Genomic DNA, 26,358 nt, shown 5'->3' with positions numbered 1-26,358 from the left:
TTAGTTATATTGGCTTAAATCTTGTTTCATGAGATAGAAGAAAACATCCCCATAAGTCCCATGGTAGTCCAGAACATGACCATTGTAGGTTAGTTTTTGGACAGGGTAATAGTCGGCGACACCAATCAGGCAGGCGTGTTGAGAACGTTCAAATTCTTCGTATGACTCAAAGGTCATGGTTCTCTCTTGCTTGCTGGCATCCAGATAAGTGATTTCAATCATAGGATTCTCCTTTGCTAAATCATGTCTTCATTTTACTCCTTGGAAAAAGGAATGTCAAGAAAATTGATTGCGCACGCAAGTTTTTTTGAAAAATTTAGAACAACCAGTCTGCTTTTGTTTCAAGACTTTCTTCGACTGCTTTTTGTAGATAAGCAAGAGTCGTCTGGCCCTCACTAGTGAGGCAGATAAAACTAGCTCGCTTGTCCTGGTCACAACATCTCCGACTAAGTAAAGCACAGTTTTTGGCTTCTAGGCGTGCCACCATCCGTGATACAGCGCTAGGGCTCAGATGAAGTTTATCTGGCAAGTCAATCTGTCTCAAAGATTTTTCTTGAGCCTGATTTAAAAAGTGCAAGAGGTAGAATTCTTTGAGCGTTAGATTTTGTTCGCTTTGCTCAGCGATCGTTTGCTCTAAAATAGCTTCTAATTCTACTTGTCGGCGGTTGAAGTCAAACCATTTATCTAAGTAAGTCACGTCAATCTCCTTTCCTATATAATAGTTGTAAATAGCTTTATACATCTAAGATGCTTGCGCACGCAATTAGTATACAACTTTTTCCATGAGATAGCAAGAAGGATGTTTCTTGTGTATTTCCTTGAAATTTTCTGAAAAAAGAGTAAACTGGTATGCAGAAAGTCTATTTGTGGAGTATACGATGAAGTTATATGTTCAGTTAATGATTCTCTTTGTCATTTCGCTGATTGGTGAGGGAATTTCCGTTCTTTTCCATTTGCCTATCCCTGGAAGCATCATTGGTTTGATTATTTTATTTTTAGCCCTGCAGTTCAAGTGGTTGCGGGTACGTCATGTCAACATGGTTGGGAATTTTCTCCTGGCTAATATGACTATTCTATTTTTGCCTCCTGCAGTTGGGATTATGGAGAAATTTGATGTGATTGCTCCCTATTTATTGCCCATTGTCTTGATTGTCTTTTTTGCGGCAGTCATCAATATTATCTTGATTGCGCTGGTCGTTCAGTTTATCAAAAAGCGTTATGAAGGTGATTACGAAGAAAGAGGTGCCAAATGAGCGAATTTGTATCCAATCCACTTTTTGGGATAGCCTTGTCAATCCTAGCTTATCTAGGAGGGATGATTATCTTTAGACGCTACCCTCATCCTCTGACAACTCCTTTACTGCTAGCAACCTTGTTTATCATAGCATTTCTGAAATTTACGGGTATTTCTTACGCTGCCTATTATCAAGGTGGGGTCTACCTCAATAACTTGATTGTTCCCTCAACAGTAGCTTTAGGAATTCCTCTTTATAAGAGTTTTCACCTCATGAAACACCATGTTAGAAGTATTTTACTTGGGAGTTTTTTAGCAGTCATTGTGAATACCATTTTTACAGCTTTAGTTGCAAAATTTTTCGGTATGGATTTCTTCTTGGCGATTTCACTTTTCCCAAAGTCTGTAACGACGGCCATGGCAGTTGGAATTACGGATAAGCTACAAGGGATAGCGACGATCACTTTGGTAGTTGTGGTAGCAACTGGCATTCTGACTAGCGTTATTGGACCAACACTTTTGAAATGGCTAAAAATAGACGACCCAGTAGCTGTTGGACTGGCCCTGGGAGGAACAGGTCATGCGGTTGGAACTGGGACAGCCTTCCGTTACGGATCAGTCGCTGGTGCCATGGCTGGTTTGGCAATCGGTGTCACAGGTCTGCTGTATGTCTTTATCAGTCCCATCGTAGCTGGTTTAATATTGAGTTAAAGGTCAAGTATTTCTTGGCCTTTTATCTGTTTAATTAAGAATAAAACACCCCCAGCAAATTTTTTTGCTAGGGGGTTATTGATTATTGAAGGTTAACTTTATTCTTTAAGATATAGTAGGTGCCGAGATAGAAGCCGACGCTAAGGATTAAGTCCTTGAAAATTTCAAAGGATAATACCCAATTGTAGTCGAAATCGATGCGAAGATTTAGGGTGATAAAACCAAGGACTATTTGGATAGCGATGTAGGCGACAACCGCAAGAGCTGTACGGTATTCATTAAAGAGTTGACCGATAGAGATAGAAAAGTAGATACAAAGGATACTTGCAAGAGTGTTAACGATATAGGAAATCAAGGCTAACCAGAAATCATCTTGATAATTTTTGAGAATAAAATCGGCAACGTTGGATATTAAGACGTCTGGTTGAATCATGGACATGATGATGTAAAGACTAAAAAGGAAAACCACTGTACTTGCCAAAGACCAAACAAAGGCTCCAAGAAGTTTAGCGGAGAGGATCTGGTGTTCAGATACTGGCAGGGTGAGAGTTAAATAGCCACGACGATCGTAAACGCTTCCCTTAAATCGTTGAATAATCAAAATCAAGGTTGAGATACTCAAAGTAATAAGCAGACCCCCAAAAACCAGAGATAGAAATACTAACATGACAACACCCTTGTCTTGATAATAGGTACTAGTGAGGGTGCTGCCCTGAATTCCTATGATGACAGATAGGGATAGTACAGCAGCATAGAGGGCTAAAAACCATTTATTGACATTTTTAAATTCATAACGAACTAAATTCCAAAACATAAGAATCTCCTTTAACTAGGCTTTGAATTCGTGACGGAAGAGCTGGTCGATAGACTCTCCTGATTCGTAGCGAATATCATCCACATTTCCTTGACGGACAACTTTTCCATCCTTGAGGAAGACAATCTCATCCAAGATTGGTTCGATGTCTGAAATCAAGTGAGTTGAAATCAAGACAGTCGAAGTTGGAGAGTAGTTGTTGATGATGGTGTTCAAGATGTAGTCACGAGCTGCAGGATCGACACCACCGATTGGTTCGTCAAGGACGTATAGACGAGCATCACGACTCATGACAAGGATTAACTGAACTTTTTCTTTATTCCCTTTTGAGAGTTTCTTGAAACGGCTATTCTCATCGATACCAAGGTCACGAAGAAGACCTTGAGCACGTTCGAGATTGAAATCTTTATAGAAGGTCTTGAAAAAGGTAAGAGCTTCTTTGACTTTCATCTGTTCGTTGAGATAGGTCGTATCAGGTAGATAAGAAACGATAGCCTTAGTTGCTGGGCTTGGTTCCATATCGTTGATAAGAATGCGCCCACCATCAGGTTGTAACAAGCCATTGATTAGTTTAATCAAGGTTGTCTTTCCAGAACCGTTTGGGCCAAGGAGTCCAACAATCTTTCCGGCTGGGATTTCAAGGGAAACATTTTGAAGAGCAGGGCTTGCTCCATAGAATTTTGAAACATTTTCAAATGTTAACAAGGTCATAGTCTAAACTCCTTCAATATAATCTCTCAAAACAGTTGGTAGTTCTTCTTTTTCATAGCCAAATTCTACCATGCCTGTTACAAATTGCTGCAGTTGTTCTTCAGATAGTTGCTTACGGGATTGGAGGATTAGGTCCAAGTCCTCGGTGACAAAACGACCTGCAGTCCGCTTGGTGTATACGAAGCCTTCTCTTTCTAGATCTGATAGGGCACGTTGGATGGTATTAGGATTGACGCCAGCCTCGCTAGCCAGTTCTCTGACAGTTGGCAGTTGTTGGTTGGGTTCTAGTTTATGGGAAACGATTTGCAGTTTGATCTTATCCATTATCTGCAAATAAATGGGTTTGTTGTTATCAAATGTCCAGGACATCACAGTCTCCTTTCTACAATTTCTTTTTGTATCACTTAAATAATACAACTAAACAAAAAACTTGTCAAGCTAAAAGGAGAATTATTTTGGGAATTGCTTAAAAAATGATATAATGAAAAGAAAACGACAAGGAGGGGAAGGCATGCGTTGTCCAAAATGTGGCGCTACTAAATCAAGTGTTATCGATAGCCGTCAGGCTGAAGAAGGAAATACGATTAGAAGAAGACGTGAGTGTGAAGAATGTCAGCATCGTTTTACGACCTATGAACGTGTAGAAGAGAGAACGCTGGTTGTGGTCAAGAAGGATGGTACACGGGAGCAGTTCTCCAGAGATAAAATCTTTAACGGGATTATTCGTTCGGCTCAAAAACGTCCGGTGTCTAGTGATGAGATTGGCATGGTAGTCAATCGTATCGAACAAAAACTCCTCAGTCGCAATGATAATGAAATTCAGAGCGAAGATATTGGTTCGCTCGTCATGGAAGAGTTAGCTGAACTCGACGAAATCACATATGTTCGTTTCGCTAGTGTCTATCGTAGCTTTAAGGACGTGAGTGAGCTCGAAAATCTTCTCAAACAAATTACGCAATCTTCAAAGAAGAAAAAGGAAAAATAAATGAAGCCTAATGATCGTTTTTCTTTTCTAAAGAATAATCGGGTGTCGCAAGATCCCACAACTTTGGTGCAGTGCTACCTCCCGATTATCGGTCAGGATGCGCTGAGTCTTTACCTTTATACCTTAGCTTTTTGGGATGATGGACAAAAAGAACACCTGTTTGCAGCTATTCTCAACCATCTCAATTTTGGGATGGACAGGCTTTTAAAAGCCTTTAAAATCTTATCAGCCTTCAACCTGATTACCCTCTATCAAAAGGGTGACGTCTATGAACTTGCTATTCATCCAACGCTTTCTGGCTCAGATTTCTTGCGTCATACGGTTTATCGTACCTTATTGGAGAAAAAAATCGGTGAACCAGCAGTTTCTGATTTGCGCCAAGAGCAGGCAGATGGAGAGCCTTTGGCCGTTCCTTTGAGTCAGGCCTTTCCAGAGATAGAAGAATTGGCTAGTCATGATGAGACACCAGTAAAAGCTGATTTTAAAAATGATTTTGATTTGGAGCATTTTCGTCAGCTCATGGCGAGAGATAATCTCCGTTTCCAAGATGAACAGTCTGATGTCTTGGAGCTATTTAAAATTGCTGACGAGAAAAAATGGACTTGGTTTGAGACTTATCAATTGGCCAAATCAACAGCTGTTTCTCAAGTTATCTCTGTTAAGCGTATGCGTGAAAAATCAGCGCAAAAATCTGTTTCGTCGGACTTCAGTCCCCAAGAAGCGACTATTATCAGGGAAGCTAAAAGCAAAACTGCCCTGCAGTTTTTAGCGGGAATCAAACAAACACGAAATGCAGGAATTATCCAAGCTGAACGCGATTTGTTAAAACAGATGGCAGACTTGGGCTTGCTTGATGAAGTTATCAATGTTGTTATCCTCTTGACCTTCAACAAGGTTGATTCTGCCAACCTCAATGAAAAATATGCCATGAAAGTGGCTAATGATTACTCTTATAACAAGATCAGAACTGCTGAAGAAGCTGTACTTCGAATCAGAGAGAAGAATCAAAAGGGGCAAGAACAAAAATCAGCGAAAACAAGCCAAACTAAAAGTAATGTCCCAAAATGGAGTAATCCAGAATATAAAAATACGTCATCAGCTGAGGAGTTGGAAGAAATGGAACGCCAAACTCTAGAATTGTTAGCAAAATTAGATAATGGAGGGGAATAGATGGAAAGTGTAGGAGATGTACTTAAAGGTCATCCTAGTCGTTTTCAATACCAGGACTTGGTCCAGCAGATTGTAAAAGATCCAGATATTGCGGCTTTTATCCAGAAGGAATCTCTCAGTCAAGAGGAATTAAATCGTAGTATCTCTAAGTTTAATCAATACATCACCGAACGTGATAAGTTCCTTCGCGGAGATACCGACTATGTTGCGCGTGGTTATAAGCCTATCTTGGTTATGAATCATGGTTACGCAGATGTATCTTATGAGGAAACTCCGGAACTAATCGCAGCTGAGAAGGAAGCGGCTATTAAGAAACGTCTAAACTTAATCAATTTGCCATCTAGTTTGAAAAATGTCAGCTTTTTAGATGTTTATCGTGATGATGTTGCGCGTTTAACTGTTCTAAATAGAATGATTAAATTTGTTAATGATTATCCAGACAACCGTAAAGGTCTCTATCTCTATGGAGACTTTGGTGTTGGGAAGAGCTTTATGGTAGCTGCCCTAGCCCATGATTTGTCAGAAAAACGTGGAGTTTCATCAACCCTTCTTCACTATCCTAGTTTTGTCATTGATGTCAAAAATGCTATCGGAGATGGGAATGTCAAGAATTTGGTGGATGAAATCAAGCAAGCTGAAGTCTTGATTTTGGATGATATTGGTGCGGAGCAATCAACGCCTTGGGTCCGTGATGAAGTCTTGCAAGTCATTCTTCAGTATCGTATGCAAGAAGATTTACCAACCTTTTTTACTTCCAACTTCAATTTTGAAGATTTGGAAAAACATTTTGCAAAAGGCAAGAACGGAAACGATGAAACTTGGGAAGCCAGACGTGTCATGGAGCGTATTCGTTATTTAGCAGAGGAAACAAGATTAGAAGGAGAAAATCGTCGATGACAGAAACGATTAAATTAATGCAAAGCCACTCATCAGTGCGCAGATTTAAGGAAGAAGAGATTCCACAAGAGGACTTGAATGAGATTTTAACAGCTGCCCAAATGGCTTCTTCTTGGAAAAATTTCCAATCTTATTCTGTGATTCTAGTCAGAAGTCAAGAAAAGAAAGATGCTCTTTTTGAGCTGGTTCCTCAGGAAGCGATTCGTCAGTCTGCCGCCTTCCTCCTCTTTGTAGGAGATTTAAACCGTGCAGAAAAAGGGGCTCGTCTCCATACCGATACTTTCCAACCTCAAGGGGTGGAAGGACTCCTCATTACTTCAGTAGATGCAGCCTTGGCTGGACAGAATACCTTGCTTGCGGCAGAAAGCCTTGGCTATGGTGGAGTAATCATCGGTTTGGTGCGTTACAAATCTGTTGAATTGGCAGAATTGTTCAAACTTCCTGACTATACCTACCCAGTTTTTGGGATTGCACTTGGTGTGCCGAACCAAAAACATGATGTAAAACCAAGATTGCCACTAGAGAATGTTGTTTTTGAGGAAGAATACCAAGAACAAACAGCTGAGGCTATTGAAGCCTATGACCGTGTGCAGACCGAATATGCAGGAGCTCGTGCGACTACCACTTGGAGTCAACGTCTTGCAGAGCAATTCGGTCAGCCTGAACCAAGCTCAACTAGAGAAAATCTTGAACAAAAGAACTTATTATAGAAAGTGAGAAAACATGGCCTTACCAACTGTTGCCATCGTAGGACGTCCCAATGTTGGGAAATCAACTCTGTTTAACCGTATTGCAGGGGAACGCATCTCAATCGTAGAAGATGTCGAAGGAGTGACACGGGACCGTATCTATGCTACTGGTGAATGGCTTAACCGTTCTTTCAGTATGATTGATACTGGAGGGATTGATGATGTTGATGCTCCGTTTATGGAACAAATCAAGCACCAGGCAGAGATTGCCATGGAAGAAGCTGATGTCATCGTCTTTGTCGTTTCTGGAAAAGAAGGAATCACAGATGCAGACGAATACGTAGCTCGTAAACTCTATAAAACCCATAAACCGGTCATCCTTGCAGTCAACAAGGTGGACAATCCCGAAATGCGAAATGATATCTATGATTTCTATGCTCTTGGATTGGGTGAACCACTGCCAATTTCATCTGTACACGGGATTGGTACAGGGGATGTATTGGATGCTATCGTCGAAAATCTCCCACACGAAGTCGAAGATGAAAATCCAGATGTCATTAAATTCAGCTTGATTGGTCGCCCAAATGTCGGAAAATCTAGCTTGATTAATGCCATTTTGGGAGAAGATCGCGTCATTGCCAGTCCTGTAGCTGGTACAACTCGTGATGCCATTGATACGCATTTTACAGATGCTGACGGTCAAGAGTTTACCATGATTGATACAGCTGGTATGCGTAAGTCTGGTAAAGTCTATGAAAATACAGAGAAATACTCAGTTATGCGTGCTATGCGTGCTATTGACCGTTCAGATGTAGTTTTGATGGTGCTCAATGCCGAAGAAGGCATCCGTGAGTACGATAAGCGTATCGCAGGATTTGCCCACGAAGCTGGTAAAGGGATGATCATCGTAGTTAACAAGTGGGATACACTTGAAAAAGATAATCATACTATGAAAAACTGGGAAGAGGATATCCGTGAGCAGTTCCAATACCTGCCTTACGCACCGATTATCTTTGTTTCGGCTTTGACCAAGCAACGTCTTCACAAACTCCCAGAGATGATTAAGCAAATCAGCGAGAGCCAAAATACCCGTATCCCATCAGCAGTCTTGAATGATGTGATTATGGATGCTATTGCCATCAATCCAACACCGACAGACAAAGGGAAACGCCTTAAGATTTTTTATGCGACTCAAGTGGCAACCAAACCACCGACCTTTGTTATCTTTGTAAACGAAGAAGAATTAATGCACTTCTCTTACTTGCGTTTCTTGGAAAATCAAATCCGCAAGGCCTTTGTCTTTGAAGGAACACCAATCCATCTGATTGCAAGAAAACGGAAATAAAATGATAAAAAGAAGAAGGTTCTCAGGCCTTCTTTTTTGTAGAGGATACCAAGAACGTAAGACTAAATTTGTCATCAAATTAACATGTTTTCCTGGTCCTTGTCACGGTTTTGTAATGGAAACGTACTTTCTTTGTAAGATTCAAAATGCTATAATGCTCTAAACAATTTTCCTTGCATAAGGAGGTTATTATGAAAAAAGATAGATTGTTAAAGAATCCATTCTTGGTGCGTCTACTTGGATTGCTGATGGCATTTTTCTTCCTATCAGCATTCACTGCACCTGAAAAACCAGACTACGGTATTTATGACCCAAATCATTATTTGACAGAGGAAGTAGTTACTCAAATTCGTGATTTGAATGAAGCCAATAGTCAAAAGGCAGAAAAGCTTCAAATAGGTGTCTATATCGTAGATAGTCTGGAAGGAGAAAACATTGAAACGGTGGCGAATGAGACAGCTAGAGCCTGGAAGATTGGCTATTCAGGCGATAATTTTGGAAGTCTTATTGTAGTAGCCGTTCAAGAACGTAAATCAAGGATTGAAACCAGTAATAATACCGCCATTAGAATAACGGACTATCAAACCAAGCAGATATTGGCTGCTAGTCGTACAGATTTTAAAACTGGGGACTATAGTAAAGGAATTCTAGCGATTGCCAAAGGCTTAGACAATCAGTTTTATAGAGAAAGTGGAACATTTCCATCTGATGAATCCTCTGAAATCAAACGTTATTCTGATAGCATCAGTGGGAAAAAATCGAGTCGCAATAGTAGCTCGTCCAGTCGTCGTAAGAACAGTGACCCTATGGACAATGTGTTCGGAGTCGGGATAATCATTTATTTCATTATCGTATTTATAGCCATTATTAGAGGAGGTGGAGGTGGCCGAGGAGGAGATTCCTCTGATGGAGGATGGTGGTTTAGTGACTCTTCCGACTCAGGTTCATCTTGGTCCGACTCAGGATCAGACTCCTCTAGTAGCTGGGACGGCGGAGGCTTCGATGGCGGAGGCTCATCCGATGATTGGTAATGTTCGTGTATAAATTAAGGAAATAAGTAGGTTTAGATATGAAAAATAAAGGAATTATTTATGTGTTGGGCATTTTGCTGGCTATTATCTTACTTGGCGGTTGCTCAGTAGTAGGCACTTATAACGGACTTGTCTCCGAACAAACCAAGGTCGAGCAAGCGCAAGCAGATGTAGCGACAGCTCTTCAACGTCGTTCTGATTTGATTGGAAATTTGGTAGAGTCTGTAAAAGGCCAGATGAACCATGAGACAGAAGTCTTTACCCAAATTGCGGAAGCTCGTGCTAAAATTGGGAATGGCTCCGTAACTTCAAAAGAAAATCAAGAGGCTCAAGGAGAGTTGAGTTCAGCTATTTCACGTTTGATATCGCTAACAGAAAATTATCCAGAACTCAAGAGCAATCAAAATGTGGAACAACTCATGACAGAACTGGCTGGAAGTGAAAATCGTATCTTTGTAGCCCGCAAGGATTACAACAAAGTGGCAACGGAATACAATCAAAAATTAAGAAGCTTCCCAACAGTTCTTTTTGCTAATATGATGAACTTTAAAGAGGCAGAAACCTTTAAAGAAAGCGAAGAAGCCAAGACAGCTCCAAAGGTTGATTTTAGCACTTCTACAACTAAAGAATAGGCTTGAAATTTCTAAAAGAAAATCAATGATTAGCAATAGTTTGAACATTTACAAAAAAAGGCTCTAAATGAGCCTTTTTTAGCTTGTATAAACACGGATTCTTTCTTGAAAAAGCTGGGCAAATATGCTACAATAAAAAGAACATTCTAAAATATTCAGAATTTAAAGTAAGGAAAAAAATGGCAAATTTATTAAAAACAATCATCGAAAATGATAAAGGGGAACTCCGCCGCTTAGAAAAGATGGCTGATAAAGTCCTCAAATACGAAGATGAAATGGCTGCTTTGACAGATGAGCAGTTGCAAGCTAAGACAGAAGAATTTAAGCAACGTTATCAAAATGGTGAAACGCTTGATCAACTCTTGTACGAAGCCTTTGCGGTTGTACGTGAGGGAGCTAAGCGTGTTCTTGGACTTTTCCCATACAAGGTTCAGGTTATGGGTGGTATCGTTCTTCACCACGGTGACGTTCCAGAAATGCGTACAGGTGAAGGGAAAACCTTGACAGCGACAATGCCGGTATACCTTAATGCCCTTTCAGGAAAAGGTGTACACGTAGTTACCGTCAACGAATACCTTACAGAACGTGACGCGACTGAGATGGGTGAGTTGTACTCATGGCTTGGTTTGTCAGTGGGGATCAACTTAGCTGCGAAATCTCCAATGGAGAAAAAAGAAGCTTATCTCTGTGACATTACGTATTCAACAAACTCAGAAATTGGTTTCGACTATCTTCGTGACAACATGGTTGTTCGTGCGGAGAACATGGTTCAACGCCCACTTAACTATGCCTTGGTCGATGAGGTTGACTCTATCTTGATCGACGAAGCTCGTACACCATTGATCGTTTCAGGAGCTAATGCAGTTGAAACAAGTCAACTCTACCACATGGCTGACCACTTTGTGAAGTCTTTGGATAAAGATGACTACATCATTGATATTCAGTCTAAGACAATCGGTTTGTCTGACTCAGGTATTGACAAGGCTGAAAGCTACTTTAAACTAGAAAACCTTTATGATATCGAAAATGTGGCTTTGACTCACTTTATCGACAACGCCCTTCGTGCCAACTACATCATGATTCTTGATATTGACTATGTGGTCAGCGAAGAACAAGAAATCTTGATTGTCGACCAATTTACAGGTCGTACCATGGAAGGTCGTCGTTACTCTGATGGTTTGCACCAAGCGATTGAAGCTAAAGAAGGTGTGCCAATCCAAGATGAAACTAAGACATCAGCATCGATTACCTACCAAAACCTTTTCCGTATGTATAAAAAATTGGCAGGTATGACTGGTACTGGTAAAACAGAAGAAGAAGAATTCCGCGAAATCTACAACATTCGTGTTATTCCAATTCCTACTAACCGTCCAATCCAACGTATCGACCATTCAGACCTTCTTTACGCTAGCCTCGATGCAAAATTCAAGGCTGTCGTTGAAGATGTTAAGGCTCGTTACCAAAAAGGTCAACCAGTCTTGGTAGGTACTGTTGCCGTTGAAACCAGTGATTTTCTTTCTAAAAAATTGGTTGAAGCAGGCGTACCTCACGAAGTATTGAATGCTAAGAACCACTACAGAGAAGCGCAAATCATCATGAATGCTGGTCAACGTGGTGCGATCACTATCGCAACAAACATGGCCGGTCGTGGTACCGATATTAAGCTTGGTGAAGGTGTTCGTGAGCTTGGTGGACTTTGTGTTATCGGTACAGAGCGTCATGAGAGCCGTCGTATCGATAACCAGCTTCGTGGACGTTCAGGTCGTCAAGGTGACCCAGGTGAGTCACAGTTCTACTTGTCACTCGAAGATGATTTGATGAAGCGTTTCGGTTCAGAACGTTTGAAAGGTGTCTTTGAACGTCTGAATATGTCTGACGAAGCCATCGAATCTCGTATGTTGACACGTCAGGTCGAAGCAGCGCAAAAACGTGTTGAAGGAAATAACTACGATACTCGTAAACAAGTCCTCCAATATGATGACGTTATGCGTGAACAACGTGAGATCATCTACGCACAACGCTATGATGTTATCACTGCAGAACGTGACTTGGCTCCTGAAATTCACGCCATGATTCGCCGTACGATTGGACGAATTGTCGATGGGCATGCTCGTTCTAAACAAGATGAAAAACTTGAAGCAATCTTGAACTTTGCCAAGTACAACTTGCTCCCAGAAGATTCGATTTCACTTTCAGACCTAGAAGGTTTGTCTGATCAAGCTATCAAAGATGAACTATACCAACGTGCATTGAAAGTCTACGATAGTCAAGTTGCCAAGCTTCGTGACGAAGAAGCAGTGAAAGAATTCCAGAAAGTCTTGATTCTACGTGTTGTAGATAATAAGTGGACAGACCATATCGATGCCCTTGATCAGTTGAGAAATGCTGTTGGTCTTCGTGGTTATGCCCAAAATAACCCTGTCGTGGAATATCAAGCGGAAGGCTTCCGTATGTTTAACGATATGATTGGTTCGATTGAGTTTGATGTGACTCGCTTGATGATGAAAGCACAAATTCATGAACAAGAACGACCACAAACCGAACATCATATTAGTACGACAGCAACTCGAAATATTGCTGCTCAACAGAAAAATCTTCCAGCTGATTTGGACCTCAGCCAAGTAAAACGTAATGACTTGTGCCCATGTGGATCTGGTAAGAAATTTAAAAACTGTCACGGTAAACGACGTTAAGAACGACTAGTTTTCAGGCGGATGCCTAGTGAAAAGTGAATTTTCGCTTGGCGTCCGTTTGCTTTATAAGGAGATGAATAATGGTATTTACAGCAAAAAGCCCTAAAATTAATATTGATGAAGTTCGTAGTTTGTCTAAATTAGAAGGACAAGCGCTGGCCAATAAACTCCAACGTGATCAAGAGCTTGAAGCAATTATTCGTGGGGAAGACCAACGCATCTTGTTAGTGATTGGTCCTTGCTCGTCTGACAATGAAGGAGCAGTCCTAGAGTACGCTAAGCGTTTGTCAAAACTTCAGGAAGAAGTCAAAGACCGCGTCTTTATGGTCATGCGCGTCTATACTGCTAAACCACGTACTAATGGTGATGGATATAAGGGCTTGATTCACCAACCAAATGCCAAAGAAGCACCTAGCCTCATCAATGGAATCAAGGCAGTTCGTCATTTGCACTACCGTGTTATTTCTGAAACAGGAATGACAACAGCAGATGAGATGTTGTACCCAGAGAACCTTCCCTTGGTAGATGATTTGATTTCTTACATGGCAGTTGGAGCCCGTTCGGTTGAAGACCAACAACACCGTTTTGTAGCTAGTGGAGCAGATTTTGCAACAGGTTTTAAAAATCCAACCTCTGGGAATCTCAATGTTATGTTCAACGGTATTTATGCGGCTCAAAACAAGCAGAGTTTCCTTTTCTTAGGGAAAGAAGTCGAAACTACTGGAAATCCTTTATCGCATGCTATTCTCCGTGGAGCTCTTAACGAGTACGGGAAAAACATTCCTAACTACTACTACGATAATTTGATGGATACTATTGCTCTGTATGAAAAGATGGGACTTGAAAATCCATTCATTATTATTGATACCAACCATGATAACTCAGGTAAACAGTATATGGATCAGATTCGTATCGTTCGTCAGACTCTGATTAACCGCGACTGGAATGAAAAGATTAAAAAATATGTCCGTGGTTTCATGGTTGAGTCTTATCTAGAAGACGGTCGTCAAAATGAACCAGAAGTCTTTGGAAAATCTATCACCGATCCATGTCTAGGATGGGAAAATACTGAAGCTCTTGTTCGCGAAATCTACCAAAGACTAGGAGACTAATATGGCATTTATCGAGAAAGGTCAAGAAATCGATATTGAAGCGATTAAGGCGGAAACACAGCTATCTGCAGAAGCCTTGCAACATAAGGAAAATCGTGACCAAGAATTGGCAGATATCCTTTCAGGTAAGGATGACCGTATCCTTTTGGTCATTGGGCCTTGTTCGTCTGACAATGAAGAAGCAGTACTTGAGTATGCTCGTCGTTTGGCAGACTTGCAGAAAAAAGTGGCCGATAAGATTTTCATGGTCATGCGTGTTTACACAGCTAAGCCACGTACTAATGGAGATGGGTACAAGGGCTTGGTTCATCAGCCAGATACTTCTAAAGCCCCAAGTTTGATTAATGGTTTGCAAGCGGTTCGTCAACTTCATTATTGAGTGATTACAGAAACTGGATTGACCACAGCGGATGAAATGCTGTATCCATCCAATCTAGTCTTAGTTGATGACTTGGTGAGCTATCATGCAGTGGGTGCGCGTTCAGTAGAAGACCAAGAACACCGTTTTGTTGCTTCAGGAATCGATGCACCAGTGGGAATGAAGAATCCAACCTCTGGAAATCTATCAGTTATGTTTAATGCCATCTATGCAGCACAAAACAAACAAACCTTTCTCTTCCATGGCCAAGAAGTTGAAACTTCAGGGAATCCCTTGGCTCACGTTATCTTACGTGGAGCTGTGAATGAATATGGGAAAAATGAACCAAACTTCTACTATGAAACTCTCTTAGATGCTATCGGACGTTACGAGTCTATGGGTCTTGAAAATCCCTTTATCATGATTGATACTAACCATGATAATTCAGGGAAACAGTATATGGAGCAAGTTCGAATTGTTCGCCAAACTCTTCTCAACCGTGACTGGAATGAGAAGATTAAAAAGGTAGCTCGAGGCTTCATGATTGAATCCTACTTAGCAGATGGTCGCCAAAACCAGCCAGAAATCTTTGGACGTTCCATTACAGACCCGTGTCTAGGATGGGAAAACACAGTAGCCCTGGTAGAAGAAATCTATACTACCTTAACAAAATAAGTGAAAAGGATGGAGTTGGGGGTATCTCAACTCCTTTTGATGAAAATGATAGTTGGACACGGAATCGATATCGAAGAATTAGCTTCCATACAAAATGCAGTTGAAAAAAGAGAAGGTTTTGCTCGACGTGTTTTGACAGACAAGGAAATGGAGCGCTTTTCCAGTCTCAAAGGTCGCAGACAGGTCGAGTATTTGGCTGGCCGTTGGTCAGCTAAAGAGGCTTTCTCAAAGGCTATGGGAACGGGAATTGGTAAGTTGGGCTTTCAAGACTTGGAAATCTTGAACAATGAAAGAGGAGCTCCCTACTTCAGCAAATCCCCGTTTTCAGGAAAAGTTTGGCTATCGATCAGCCATACAGATCAGTTTGTGACAGCTAGTGTTATTTTGGAGGAGAATCATGAAAACTAGTCCACATAGACCAACCAAAGCCCTCATCGATCTGGGTGCTATCCGCTACAATATCCAACAAATGGGAGCGCACATTCTCAAAGATACCCTCAAATGGGCAGTTGTAAAAGCCAATGCCTACGGACACGGAGCAGTAGCTGTTGCGACGGCTATCCAGGATGATGTTAACGGCTTTTGCGTTTCTAATATCGATGAAGCCCTCGAACTTCGTCAGGCAGGAATTTCTAAGAAGATTCTTATTTTAGGAGTATCTGAGGTTGAATCTCTTTCACTGGCTAAGGAGTATGCCATTACCTTAACAGTGGCAGGATTGGAATGGATCCAGAAACTCATAGCTACAGAGCCAGACTTATCAGGTTTAACCGTTCATCTTAAAATTGATTCAGGTATGGGGAGAATTGGTTTTAGAAGTGCAAGCGAGGCAGAACAGGCTCAAACTTTGCTCAAGGAACATGGGGCTAATGTTGAAGGGATCTTTACCCATTTTGCAACTGCTGATGAAGAGTCGGATAGCTACTTTAACCAACAGTTGGAATGTTTCAAGGAAATAATCGCAGGCTTGCAAGAAGTACCAGAATTGGTTCATGCGAGTAACTCTGCGACTACTCTATGGCATGCGGAAACGATTTTTAATGCAGTTCGTATGGGAGATTCTATGTATGGTCTCAATCCAAGCGGACAAGTTTTGGAGTTGCCTTATGAACTAAAACCAGCCTTGACCTTAGAAACTGCTATTGTTCATGTTAAAACAGTCCCAGCTGGGGCTTGTATGGGCTATGGAGCGACCTATCAGGCAGACAGTGAACAAGTCATTGCTACTTTGCCAATCGGTTATGCAGATGGTTGGACGCGAGACATGCAGAATTTCTCAGTTCTGGTGGATGGCCAATTGTGTCCCATTGTAGGGCGTGTATCCATGGACCAAATCACGGTTCGTTTGCCTAAGCTGTATCCATTGGGGACCAAGGTAACTTTGATTGGCTCAAACGGTGACAAGGAGATTACTGCAACAGATGTAGCAGTCTACCGAGGAACGATTAATTATGAGGTAGTTTGTCTCCTCAGTGATCGAGTTCCAAGAGAATATTATTAAGAAACAGAAGGAAAGGAGAGGAGCATGAATTTACATCAACCCTTGCATGTCTTGCCTGGCGTGGGACAAAAATCTGCAGAGAAATATACCAAACTAGGAATTGAAAACCTGCAAGACCTCTTGCTCTACTTTCCTTTCCGTTATGAAGATTTTAAGACCAAGGAGGTGCTAGAGCTAGAAGACGGTGAGAAGGCAGTCCTATCTGGTCAGGTGGTGACGCCAGCTAGTGTTCAGTATTATGGTTTTAAGCGCAATCGCCTACGCTTTAGCCTCAAGCAAGGAGAGGTTGTGTTTGCCGTTAACTTCTTTAACCAACCCTACCTGGCAGACAAGATTGAGCTAGGAGCGACTCTAGCTGTCTTTGGCAAGTGGGATCGTGCCAAGGCTAGTCTCACAGGGATGAAGGTCTTAGCCCAAGTAGAGGACGACCTCCAACCTGTTTATCGTCTCGCACAAGGTATCAGTCAAGCAGGACTTGTTAAGGTCATCAAGACCGCCTTTGATCAAGGACTGGATCTCTTGATAGAGGAAAATCTCCCTCAGTCCTTGCTAGACAAATATAAACTCATGCCCCGAAGTCAGGCTGTGCGTGCCATGCACTTCCCTAAGGATTTGGCAGAATACAAACAGGCCCTCCGTCGAATCAAGTTTGAGGAACTCTTTTATTTCCAAATGCAATTACAGACCCTCAAGTCTGAAAATAAGGTTCATGGAAGTGGTCTAGTCTTGAATTGGTCGCAAGAAAAACTAAGGACGGTAAAAGAAAAGTTGCCCTTTGCTCTGACCCAAGCCCAAGAAAAGAGCCTGCAAGAGATCCTAACAGATATGAAGTCGGACCATCACATGAATCGACTCTTACAAGGGGACGTTGGTAGTGGGAAAACAGTGGTTGCAGGTCTAGCGATGTACGCAGCCGTAACGGCAGGGTATCAGGCTGCCCTCATGGTTCCGACCGAGATCCTTGCAGAGCAACATTTTGAAAGTCTAGAGAGTCTCTTTCCTGAGTTGAAACTAGCTCTTCTAACAGGCTCGCTGAAAGCTGCTGAAAAGCGCACGGTTTTGGAAACTATTGCTAAGGGCGAGGTTGATGTAATCATCGGTACCCATGCCCTTATACAAGACGGAGTGGACTATGCCCGACTCGGCTTGATTATCATCGATGAGCAGCACCGTTTTGGTGTGGGGCAAAGACGTATTTTACGTGAAAAAGGAGAAAATCCAGATGTCCTCATGATGACGGCAACTCCCATTCCACGAACCTTAGCCATCACAGCCTTTGGAGATATGGATGTTTCCATTATTGACCAGATGCCAGCTGGACGTAAACCGATTGTGACACGTTGGATTAAGCATGAGCAACTGCCACAGGTTTTGACTTGGCTCGAGGGAGAAATTCAGAAAGGTTCTCAAGCCTATGTTATCTCTCCATTGATTGAGGAGTCTGAAGCTCTTGATCTGAAAAACGCTATTGCTTTGTCAGAGGAGTTAACAACTCATTTTGCTGGGAAAGCAAAAGTTGCGCTCTTGCATGGGAAGATGAAGAGTGATGAAAAAGACCAGATTATGCAGGATTTCAAAGAGAGAAAGACAGATATCCTGGTCTCTACAACGGTTATCGAGGTCGGGGTCAATGTTCCCAATGCGACAGTCATGATTATCATGGATGCTGACCGTTTCGGACTTAGTCAACTTCACCAGCTCAGAGGTCGTGTCGGTCGTGGGGACAAGCAGTCCTACGCAGTTCTAGTGGCCAATCCAAAAACTGATTCTGGGAAAGACCGCATGCGTATCATGACAGAAACGACCAACGGTTTTGTCCTTGCGGAGGAAGATTTGAAAATGCGAGGCTCTGGAGAAATCTTTGGGACCAAACAGTCGGGTCTACCAGAGTTTCATGTAGCTGATATCATCGAAGACTTCCCAATCCTTGAGGAAGCTAGAAAGGTAGCAAGCTATATCAGTTCTCTCCCTAACTGGCGAGAGGATCCAGAGTGGCACATGATTGCCTTACATCTAGAAAAGAAAGAATATCTGGATTAAGCATTTTCTAAGATAATATTAAGTTTGCTTTTAGGGTGAGTATCTATACTAGAGTCATCAAAAAGAAACGAGGACTCTCTCATGACAATTGAAGTAAATTACCAAAAGACATTTCAAAAGGAAATTCAACCTTCTCCTAAATACTAAGAAAAGAGCGAAATCGCTCTTTTTTATTTTTTTAAAACTACTTTCAGAGGGATTCTTGCAGGGGTCAGACATTAAATCCACTTTCCGTTTCCCTTTCTTTCTTGCATTGCTTTCCCATATGTGCTACAGTTATGATAACGGTTACAAAGTAAAGGAGGGTTTTATGAGAAATCCAGCATTAGTAGAAGAAATGAAAACATATAAAGGAAGAGATGAAGTTCCACAGGATTTTGATGCTTTTTGGGATGGTGAGATTGACAAGGTTTTGGTCTTGCCAGATTACCAACTAGAGGAACGTGATTTTCATATTCCAAATGTTAAGTGCTATGAGTTAACCTTTAAAGGTACACGTGATGGCCTTGTCTATGCGCGTGTGGTCTTACCAAAATCAGATAAGAAAGTACCAGTTATTTTCCACTTCCATGGCTATATGGGACGTTGTTGGGATTGGACAGATATGCTAGCCTTTACCGTCGCTGGTTATGGGGTTGTATCGATGGATGTTCGTGGGCAATCTGGTTACTCACAAGATGGCTTGCGTTCGCCTCTCGGAAATACAGTTAAGGGGCAAATCATCCGTGGTGCAGTAGAAGGAAAAGAGCAACTCTTCTATAAGGATGTTTATCTTGATATTTATCAATTGATTGAGATTGTAGCTAGTCTCCCGCAAGTAGATGAAGAGCAGTTGGCTAGTTATGGAGCTTCGCAAGGAGGAGCGCTGGCTTTAGTGGCTGCAGGGCTCAATCCACGTATCAAGCGAACAGTTGCAATCTATCCATTCTTGTCAGACTTTAGACGAGTATTAGAAATTGGGAATACCAGTGAAGCCTATGATGAACTCTTCCGTTATTTTAAGTTTCATGATCCATTCCATGAAACAGAAGAACAGATCATGGAGACGCTTGGTTATATTGATGTGAAAAACCTTGCCCATCGAATAAAAGGCGAGGTGAGAATGATTACGGGGCTTGATGACGATGTCTGCTATCCAATTACCCAGTTTGCCATTTACAATCGTTTGACTTGTGAAAAGAGCTATCGTCTCATGCCAGAATATGCCCACGAAGCTATGAATGTCCATGTCAATGACCAGGTTTACAACTGGTTATGTGGTAGTGAGATTCCCTTTACTTATGTAGGTCATTAAAAAAATGAAAAAGAGCCCTGCTAAAACAGGGCTTTCTTTGTTGAGGAGTAAAGAAAGTAGTTTCAAAAAGTTTGAAACATAGAAATATATCTGAAAGTAAATTCTATTATAGATTACTAAGGCTAAAACTTGGAATATTTATTATATAATAAGTGTAGTATCAATTTGAAAGGAGTAAAATTGTTGCTTGCTTTAAGATATAAAGTAGAAAAATGCAACAGAAATTCAGATGAAAAGAATGGGAAAAACCCATCAACAATACAGTTTCTTTCTTGCTCAAAGCCCTAGGGGCAAAAATTTTTAAGCAAAAAAGAAAGCGCTTTATTTTTGTGGAAAATGGAAGGAAATATATGACACAGAGAGATTTTGAACGGAAACAACGTTTTGGGATTAGAAAATTTACAGTAGGAGCTGCATCAGTAGTCATTGGGGCAGTTGTTTTTGGTGCTTCACCAGTTTTAGCTCAAGAAGCTCCAGCAACCAGTGGTGAAACAGCTGGACAAGCTTTGCCAGAATTGCCAAAAGAAGTAGAATCAGGAAATCTAGCTAACCTTGATAAGGAACTTGCTGATAAGTTGGCAAAAGCGACGGATAAAGGAACTGAAGTAAACCGTGAAGAGCTGAAAGCAAACCCAGGTTCTGAAAAACCGACAGAAACTGAAACTCCAGCAGAGACTCCAGCAGCTGAAACTGAGAATGAGGAAGTTGGTGGCGTCCCACGTGACTTCTACGCAAGAGAATTAGAAAATGCTAATGCTGTTGTTGAAAAAGAAGATGTAGAGACCAACTCAACAAATGGTCAACGAGTTGATTTGAATGATGAACTTGATAAACTGAAAAAACTTCAGAATGCTACCGTTCATATGGAGTTTAAGCCAGATGCATCTGCTCCACGTTTTTACAACCTCTTCTCAGTTTCTAGTGATACCAAAGTAAATGAGTACTTCACCATGGCCATCCTTGATAACACAGCTATCGTTGAAGGTCGTGATGCAAATGGAAACCAATTCTATGGTGATTATAAAACTGCTCCTTTGAAAATTAAGCCAGGTGAGTGGAACTCTGTAACCTTTACAGTTGAAAGACCAAATGCTGACCAACCAAATGGTCAGGTTCGCGTCTATGTAAATGGTGTCTTGTCGCGCACAAGTCCTCAGTCTGGTCGCTTCATCCAAGACATGCCAGATGTCAACCACGTACAAATTGGTACAACAAAACGTACAGGAAAAAACTTCTGGGGCGCTAATCTTAAAGTCCGTAATCTAACTGTTTATGATCGTGCCCTTTCTCCAGAAGAAGTTAAAAAACGTAGCCAACTTTTTGAAAGAGGAGAGTTGGAGAAGAAACTTCCTGAAGGAGCAAAAGTTACGGATAAACTGGACGTTTTTGAAGGTGGTGTGAACCGCAAGCCAAATAAAGATGGTATTGCAAGTTACCGTATACCTGCACTTCTAAAGACAGATAAAGGTACCTTGATTGCCGGAACGGATGAAAGACGCTTGCATCACTCTGACTGGGGTGATATTGGTATGGTTGTTCGTCGTAGTGATGACAATGGGAAGACATGGGGAGATAGAATTACCATCTCTAATCCTCGTGACAATGAAAAAGCTAAAAATCCAGAATGGCCATCTCCGGTTAATATTGACATGGCTTTAGTCCAAGATCCGAAAACCAAGAGAATTTTCTCAATTTATGATATGTTCCTTGAAGGGAAAGCAGTGTTCTCTCTTCCTGGGAAAGCTCCACAAGCCTATGAGCAAATTGGAGATAAGGTTTATCAAGTCTTGTACAAACAAGGTGATGCGGGACGTTATACTATCCGTGAAAATGGTGAAGTTTTTGACCCTGAAAATAGAAAAACAGAATACCGTGTTGTAGTTGATCCTAAAAAACCAGCTTATAGCGATAAGGGTGATCTATACAAGGGTGAAGAACTGATTGGTAATGTCTATTTCGAATACAGTGACAAGAATATCTTTAGAGTTTCAAATACCAACTATCTCTGGATGTCTTATAGTGATGATGATGGGAAAACATGGTCTGCACCTAAAGATATTACATACGGTATTCGCAAGGACTGGATGCACTTCTTAGGTACTGGACCTGGTACAGGGATTGCCTTGCACTCAGGACCTCACAAAGGTCGTCTCGTTATCCCAGTCTATACTACAAATAACGTATCTTACTTGAGTGGTTCTCAGTCTTCACGTGTTATTTACTCAGATGACCATGGTGAAACTTGGCAAGCAGGTGAAGCAGTCAATGATAACCGTCCAGTAGGTAACCAAACAATTCACTCTTCAACAATGAATAATCCAGGTGCTCAAAATACTGAGTCAACTGTTGTTCAGTTGAACAACGGAGACCTCAAACTCTTCATGCGTGGATTAACAGGAGATTTGCAGGTTGCAACAAGTAAGGACGGTGGAGCAACTTGGGAAAAAGATGTAAAACGTTATGCGGATGTTAAGGACGTATACGTTCAAATGTCTGCTATTCATACTGTACAAAATGGTAAGGAATATATCGTCCTCAGTAACGCAGGTGGACCAGGACGTTACAACGGTTTGGTACACTTGGCACGTGTGGAAGCTAACGGAGAATTAACTTGGCTTAAACATAATCCAATTCAAAGTGGTAAATTTGCCTATAACTCATTGCAAGATCTTGGGAATGGTGAATTTGGCTTACTTTATGAACATGCAGATGCCAATCAAAATGAATATACTTTGTCTTATAAGAAATTCAACTGGGATTTCTTGAGCAAAGATATGGTTGCACCAACTAAAGCAAAAGTAAAAAGTGCAGTAGATATGGGTAACAATATTGTTGCACTAGAATTTGATTCAGAAGTCTTGGTAAACCAAGCTCCTGTTCTTAAATTAGCGAATGGAAACCTAGCAACCTTCTTAACTCAGTACGATACAAAAACTCTACTATTTGTTGTCAAAAAAGAAGATATTGGCCAAGAAGTTACAGAATTAGCTGGTGGTGCAATTGAAAGTATGCATAATTTACCAGTTAGCCTTGAAGATGCAGGAATCCCTGGTGGAATTAATGGTAAAGAACCTGCCATTCATGAAGTTCCAGAGTTCACTGGAGGCGTCAATGGTGACGAAGTGGCAGTACATGAAGTTCCAGAATATAATCCAGTGGAGACCTCAAAAGGGGAACCGGCAGTTCATGAAGTTCCAGAATTCGAAGGTGGCGTAAATGGCGAAGAAGCAGCTGTAACAGAGGCACCTGAGTATACAGAAGCTATTGGAACAGTGGGCGACGAGCCAGCACCAACAGTAGAAGTTCCGGAATTCGAAGGTGGCGTAAATGGCGAAGAAGCAGCTGTAACAGAGGCACCTGAGTATACAGAAGCTATTGGAACAGTGGGCGACGAGCCAGCACCAACAGTAGAAGTTCCGGAATCCACAGGTGGCGTAAATGGCGAAGAAGCAGCTGTAACAGAGGCACCTGAGTATACAGAAGCTATTGGAACAGCAGGTGAGGAAACAGCACCAACTGTAGAAGTCCCAGAATTCGAAGGTGGCGTGAATGGTGAGGAAGCGGCTGTAACAGAGCTCCCTGAGTACACTGAACCTAGTGCAACAGTAGGTGACGAAGCAGCGCCAACGGTGGAAATCCCAGAATTCGAAGGTGGTGTCAATGCAGTAGAAGCGGCAGTTCATGAGCTTCCAGAATTCACAGGCGGAGTAAACGCAGTTGAAGCGCTCAAAAATGAGCTTCCAGAATTTGCAGGTGGAGCAAATGCAGTTCAAACCCTTAAGCATGAACTTCCAGAATTCACAGGCGGAGTAAATGCAGTCGAAGCAGCAGTCAATGAAGCTCCAGAATATAAGGGTGAAGAAAAACCGCTTGTCACTTTAGTAGCACAGCAAGACAAGACATATCAAGCTCCAGCAGCTCAACCACAGCAATCAACCCTCCCTGCAACAGGAAGTGAGGTTTCTACTCCTCTAGTATCTGTAGGAATGGTTGGAATGCTCCTCGGCTTGTTTGGAATGGCTAAGAAAAAAGAAGATTAATGGCAACATTGAATCTAAAAAGTCTCTATAAAAAAGGTTTAGACTTATATTAGAAGGGTCTGTAACGCTCATTCGTTACAGGCTCTTTTGTTTGCAGAAAGCGAAGATTCTAGTAGAAATAAGCGGATGAAAGGAGAATTTAACTCGGGCAGTTCTCCCTGAAACTACTTTCAGGAGATTCTGTTTCATAAAATTGTTTTGAAACTTCAATCTATTCTAGTACAAGTTCTTGAAAGCGCTTTTAAAATGATATATAATAGGCTCATAAGAAAAAAGAAAAGGAGGAAAGTAGATGCCACAGATCAGTAAAGAAGCTTTGATTGAGCAGATTAAAGATGGAATCATCGTTTCTTGTCAGGCACTTCCTCATGAACCGCTTTATACAGAAGCGGGAGGTGTAATGCCCTTGCTAGTCAAAGCGGCTGAGCAGGGTGGAGCAGTCGGTATCCGAGCAAATAGTGTTCGAGATATTAAGGAAATCAAAGAGGTCACAAATCTTCCGATTATCGGAATTATCAAACGTGATTATCCACCACAGGAACCATTCATCACTGCTACTATGAAAGAAGTTGATGAACTAGCGGCTCTAGATATTGAGGTGATTGCTCTTGATTGTACCAAGAGAGAACGCCATGATGGCTTGGGAATTCAAGAATTCATCCGTCAAATCAAAGAAAAATACCCAAATCAACTCTTGATGGCTGACACAAGTACCTTTGAAGAAGGGCTTACAGCAGTTGAAGCAGGAATTGACTTTGTTGGAACAACCTTGTCAGGCTACACATCTTATAGCCCGAAATTGGATGGTCCAGACTTTGAATTGATTAAGAAACTTTGTGATGCAGGAGTAGACGTCATCGCAGAAGGTAAGATTCACACACCAGAACAGGCTAAGCAAATCCTAGGTTACGGAGTGCGAGGCATTGTAGTTGGTGGCGCTATTACTAGACCAAAAGAGATAACGGAACGATTTGTTGCGGGTCTCAAATAAGACAATTAAAACACGAGGAGAGTGGTTGATTAGTAAAACAAAATGTAAACGTATACAAAGTTGTCAATACTCATTATCCGTTTCGGATACGCTTATCATCATTTAGGAGAATACTAATGAAATTTAGAAAACTAGCTTGTACAGTACTTGCGGGTGCTGCTGTCCTATCTCTTGCTGCTTGTGGCAAATCAGACGCTAAAAAAGACGCTGCAAGTGATGCAGGACAAACTGAAATCACTTGGTGGGCTTTCCCAGTCTTCACTCAAGAAAAATCTGGTGACGGTGTAGGAACTTATGAAAAATCTATCATCGAAGCTTTCGAAAAAGCAAACCCAGATATCAAAGTTAAACTAGAAACAATCGACTTCAAATCTGGTCCAGAAAAAATTACGACAGCTATTGAAGCTGGAACTGCTCCAGATGTACTTTTCGATGCACCAGGTCGTATCATTAATTACGGTAAAAATGGTAAATTAGCTGAATTGAATGACCTCTTTACAGATGAATTTGTTAAAGATGTTAACAATGAAAACATCATTCAAGCAAGTAAGGCTGGTGATAAAGCATACATGTATCCAATCAGTTCTGCACCATTCTACATGGCTATGAACAAGAAAATGTTGGAAGATGCTGGTGTAGCTAACCTTGTTAAAGAAGGTTGGACAACTGATGATTTTGAAAAAGTCTTGAAAGCACTTAAAGACAAAGGATACACTCCAGGTTCATTGTTCAGTTCTGGTCAAGGGGGAGACCAAGGAACACGTGCCTTCATCGCTAACCTTTACGGCGGTTCTGTAACAGACAAAGAAGTTACTAAATACACAACTGACGATCCTAAGTTCGTCAAAGGTCTTGAAAAAGCAACTAGCTGGATTAAAGATGGTTTGTTGAACAACGGTTCACAATTTGACGGTGGAGCAGACATCCAAAACTTTGCAAACGGTCAAACATCATACACAATCCTTTGGGCACCAGCTCAAAACGGTATCCAAGCTAAATTGTTGGAAGCAAGTAAAGTTGAAGTGGTAGAAGTTCCATTCCCATCTGATTCTGGCAAACCAGCTCTTGAATACCTTGTAAACGGATTTGCAGTATTTAACAACAAAGATGAAAAGAAAGTTGCTGCTGCTAAGAAATTCATCCAATTCATCGCTGATGATAAAGAGTGGGGTCCTAAAGACGTAGTTCGTACAGGTGCCTTCCCAGTTCGTACTTCATTTGGTAAACTTTACGACGATAAACGTATGGAAACTATCAGTGGTTGGACTCAATACTACTCTCCATACTACAACACAATCGACGGATTTGCTGAAATGAGAACTCTATGGTTCCCAATGCTTCAATCAGTATCTAATGGTGACGAAGAACCTGCTGCAGCTTTGAAAACATTCACTGAAAAAGCGAATGAAACAATCAAAAAAGCAGCTAAATAATA

General features: G+C 41.4%; 23 protein-coding genes and 1 pseudogene. 19 read left to right on the top strand and 5 right to left on the bottom strand.

Annotated elements, in window-relative coordinates; translation table 11 throughout:
* The gene (locus QM810_RS04890; RefSeq protein WP_006150880.1) at positions 1-222 is read right to left on the bottom strand and encodes a DUF4649 family protein; all 222 of its coding nucleotides are present in this window, start codon (positions 220-222) and stop codon (positions 1-3) included.
* Between the two features lie 94 nt (positions 223-316).
* Positions 317-697 (bottom strand): MarR family winged helix-turn-helix transcriptional regulator, encoded by a 381-nt coding sequence (locus QM810_RS04885; RefSeq protein ID WP_414254041.1) that lies wholly within the window; start codon positions 695-697, stop codon positions 317-319.
* 181 nt (positions 698-878) lie between these two features.
* Here QM810_RS04885 and QM810_RS04880 point away from each other — a divergent pair, with 181 nt between their 5' ends.
* Complete coding sequence (locus tag QM810_RS04880; protein ID WP_235083450.1) at positions 879-1,253, top strand: CidA/LrgA family protein; 375 nt, start codon at positions 879-881, stop codon at positions 1,251-1,253.
* Positions 1,250-1,945: an LrgB family protein gene (locus QM810_RS04875; RefSeq protein WP_414254040.1), complete on the top strand. Its 696-nt coding sequence runs from the start codon at positions 1,250-1,252 to the stop codon at positions 1,943-1,945. Before QM810_RS04880 ends, QM810_RS04875 begins: the two co-directional genes overlap by 4 nt.
* A gap of 82 nt (positions 1,946-2,027) precedes the next feature.
* On the opposite strand, the gene QM810_RS04870 is transcribed toward QM810_RS04875, so the two are convergent.
* From QM810_RS04870 to QM810_RS04860, 3 genes are read right to left on the bottom strand one after another with little or no spacing between them, the layout of a single operon-like run.
* A complete protein-coding gene (locus QM810_RS04870) occupies positions 2,028-2,759 on the bottom strand; it encodes a hypothetical protein (protein WP_414254039.1) in 732 nt (243 codons plus the stop codon).
* Between the two features lie 15 nt (positions 2,760-2,774).
* A complete protein-coding gene (locus tag QM810_RS04865; RefSeq protein WP_263394366.1) occupies positions 2,775-3,470 on the bottom strand; it encodes an ABC transporter ATP-binding protein in 696 nt (231 codons plus the stop codon).
* Positions 3,471-3,473: 3 nt separating this feature from the next.
* On the bottom strand, positions 3,474-3,839 hold the full coding sequence (locus QM810_RS04860) for a GntR family transcriptional regulator (protein ID WP_006149409.1): 366 nt from the start codon (positions 3,837-3,839) through the stop codon (positions 3,474-3,476).
* Positions 3,840-3,981: 142 nt separating this feature from the next.
* Here QM810_RS04860 and nrdR point away from each other — a divergent pair, with 142 nt between their 5' ends.
* The 17 genes and pseudogenes from nrdR (at position 3,982) to QM810_RS04775 (ending at position 26,356) form a co-directional block, all read left to right on the top strand.
* Positions 3,982-4,455, top strand: a complete 474-nt coding sequence (gene nrdR / locus QM810_RS04855) for a transcriptional regulator NrdR (protein WP_004250782.1) — start codon at positions 3,982-3,984, stop codon at positions 4,453-4,455.
* Positions 4,456-5,625, top strand: coding sequence for a DNA helicase (locus QM810_RS04850; protein WP_414254038.1), 1,170 nt, complete (start codon positions 4,456-4,458; stop codon positions 5,623-5,625). It begins immediately after the preceding gene.
* Positions 5,626-6,522 carry a primosomal protein DnaI gene (dnaI, locus tag QM810_RS04845; RefSeq protein ID WP_414254037.1) on the top strand — a complete coding sequence of 299 codons (897 nt, stop codon included), beginning with the start codon at positions 5,626-5,628 and terminating at the stop codon, positions 6,520-6,522.
* A complete protein-coding gene (locus tag QM810_RS04840) occupies positions 6,519-7,232 on the top strand; it encodes an NADPH-dependent oxidoreductase (protein WP_414254036.1) in 714 nt (237 codons plus the stop codon). The genes dnaI and QM810_RS04840 overlap by 4 nt, the downstream gene beginning before the upstream one ends.
* A 13-nt stretch (positions 7,233-7,245) precedes the next feature.
* On the top strand, positions 7,246-8,556 hold the full coding sequence (gene der / locus QM810_RS04835; protein WP_004250788.1) for a ribosome biogenesis GTPase Der: 1,311 nt from the start codon (positions 7,246-7,248) through the stop codon (positions 8,554-8,556).
* 191 nt (positions 8,557-8,747) lie between these two features.
* Positions 8,748-9,587, top strand: a complete 840-nt coding sequence (locus QM810_RS04830) for a TPM domain-containing protein (RefSeq protein ID WP_414254035.1) — start codon at positions 8,748-8,750, stop codon at positions 9,585-9,587.
* 38 nt (positions 9,588-9,625) lie between these two features.
* Positions 9,626-10,219, top strand: coding sequence for a LemA family protein (locus QM810_RS04825; RefSeq protein ID WP_214262714.1), 594 nt, complete (start codon positions 9,626-9,628; stop codon positions 10,217-10,219).
* Positions 10,220-10,398: 179 nt separating this feature from the next.
* Positions 10,399-12,912, top strand: coding sequence for a preprotein translocase subunit SecA (gene secA / locus QM810_RS04820; RefSeq protein ID WP_414254034.1), 2,514 nt, complete (start codon positions 10,399-10,401; stop codon positions 12,910-12,912).
* 80 nt (positions 12,913-12,992) lie between these two features.
* Entirely contained in the window at positions 12,993-14,024 is a 1,032-nt protein-coding gene (locus QM810_RS04815; protein ID WP_414254033.1) for a 3-deoxy-7-phosphoheptulonate synthase, read from the top strand.
* A 1-nt stretch (position 14,025) separates the two neighbouring features.
* Positions 14,026-15,057 (top strand): annotated as a pseudogene (locus QM810_RS04810) (3-deoxy-7-phosphoheptulonate synthase).
* Between the two features lie 45 nt (positions 15,058-15,102).
* On the top strand, positions 15,103-15,465 hold the full coding sequence (acpS, locus tag QM810_RS04805; RefSeq protein WP_235084146.1) for a holo-ACP synthase: 363 nt from the start codon (positions 15,103-15,105) through the stop codon (positions 15,463-15,465).
* Entirely contained in the window at positions 15,455-16,558 is a 1,104-nt protein-coding gene (gene alr, locus QM810_RS04800; protein ID WP_414254032.1) for an alanine racemase, read from the top strand. Before acpS ends, alr begins: the two co-directional genes overlap by 11 nt.
* Positions 16,559-16,582: 24 nt before the next feature.
* Complete coding sequence (gene recG, locus QM810_RS04795) at positions 16,583-18,598, top strand: ATP-dependent DNA helicase RecG (RefSeq protein ID WP_414254031.1); 2,016 nt, start codon at positions 16,583-16,585, stop codon at positions 18,596-18,598.
* Positions 18,599-18,908: 310 nt separating this feature from the next.
* On the top strand, positions 18,909-19,892 hold the full coding sequence (locus QM810_RS04790) for an acetylxylan esterase (RefSeq protein ID WP_254730123.1): 984 nt from the start codon (positions 18,909-18,911) through the stop codon (positions 19,890-19,892).
* 350 nt (positions 19,893-20,242) lie between these two features.
* A complete protein-coding gene (locus QM810_RS04785) occupies positions 20,243-23,932 on the top strand; it encodes an SIALI-17 repeat-containing surface protein (RefSeq protein ID WP_414254030.1) in 3,690 nt (1,229 codons plus the stop codon).
* Positions 23,933-24,224: 292 nt separating this feature from the next.
* Positions 24,225-24,923 carry an N-acetylmannosamine-6-phosphate 2-epimerase gene (locus tag QM810_RS04780; RefSeq protein WP_414254029.1) on the top strand — a complete coding sequence of 233 codons (699 nt, stop codon included), beginning with the start codon at positions 24,225-24,227 and terminating at the stop codon, positions 24,921-24,923.
* A gap of 116 nt (positions 24,924-25,039) precedes the next feature.
* Complete coding sequence (locus QM810_RS04775) at positions 25,040-26,356, top strand: ABC transporter substrate-binding protein (protein ID WP_414254028.1); 1,317 nt, start codon at positions 25,040-25,042, stop codon at positions 26,354-26,356.
* Positions 26,357-26,358: the final 2 nt, after the last annotated feature.

Source organism: Streptococcus infantis (assembly GCF_047464155.1).
Classification (GTDB): domain Bacteria; phylum Bacillota; class Bacilli; order Lactobacillales; family Streptococcaceae; genus Streptococcus; species Streptococcus infantis_U.
This window is presented reverse-complemented; position numbering and strand designations above follow the sequence as displayed.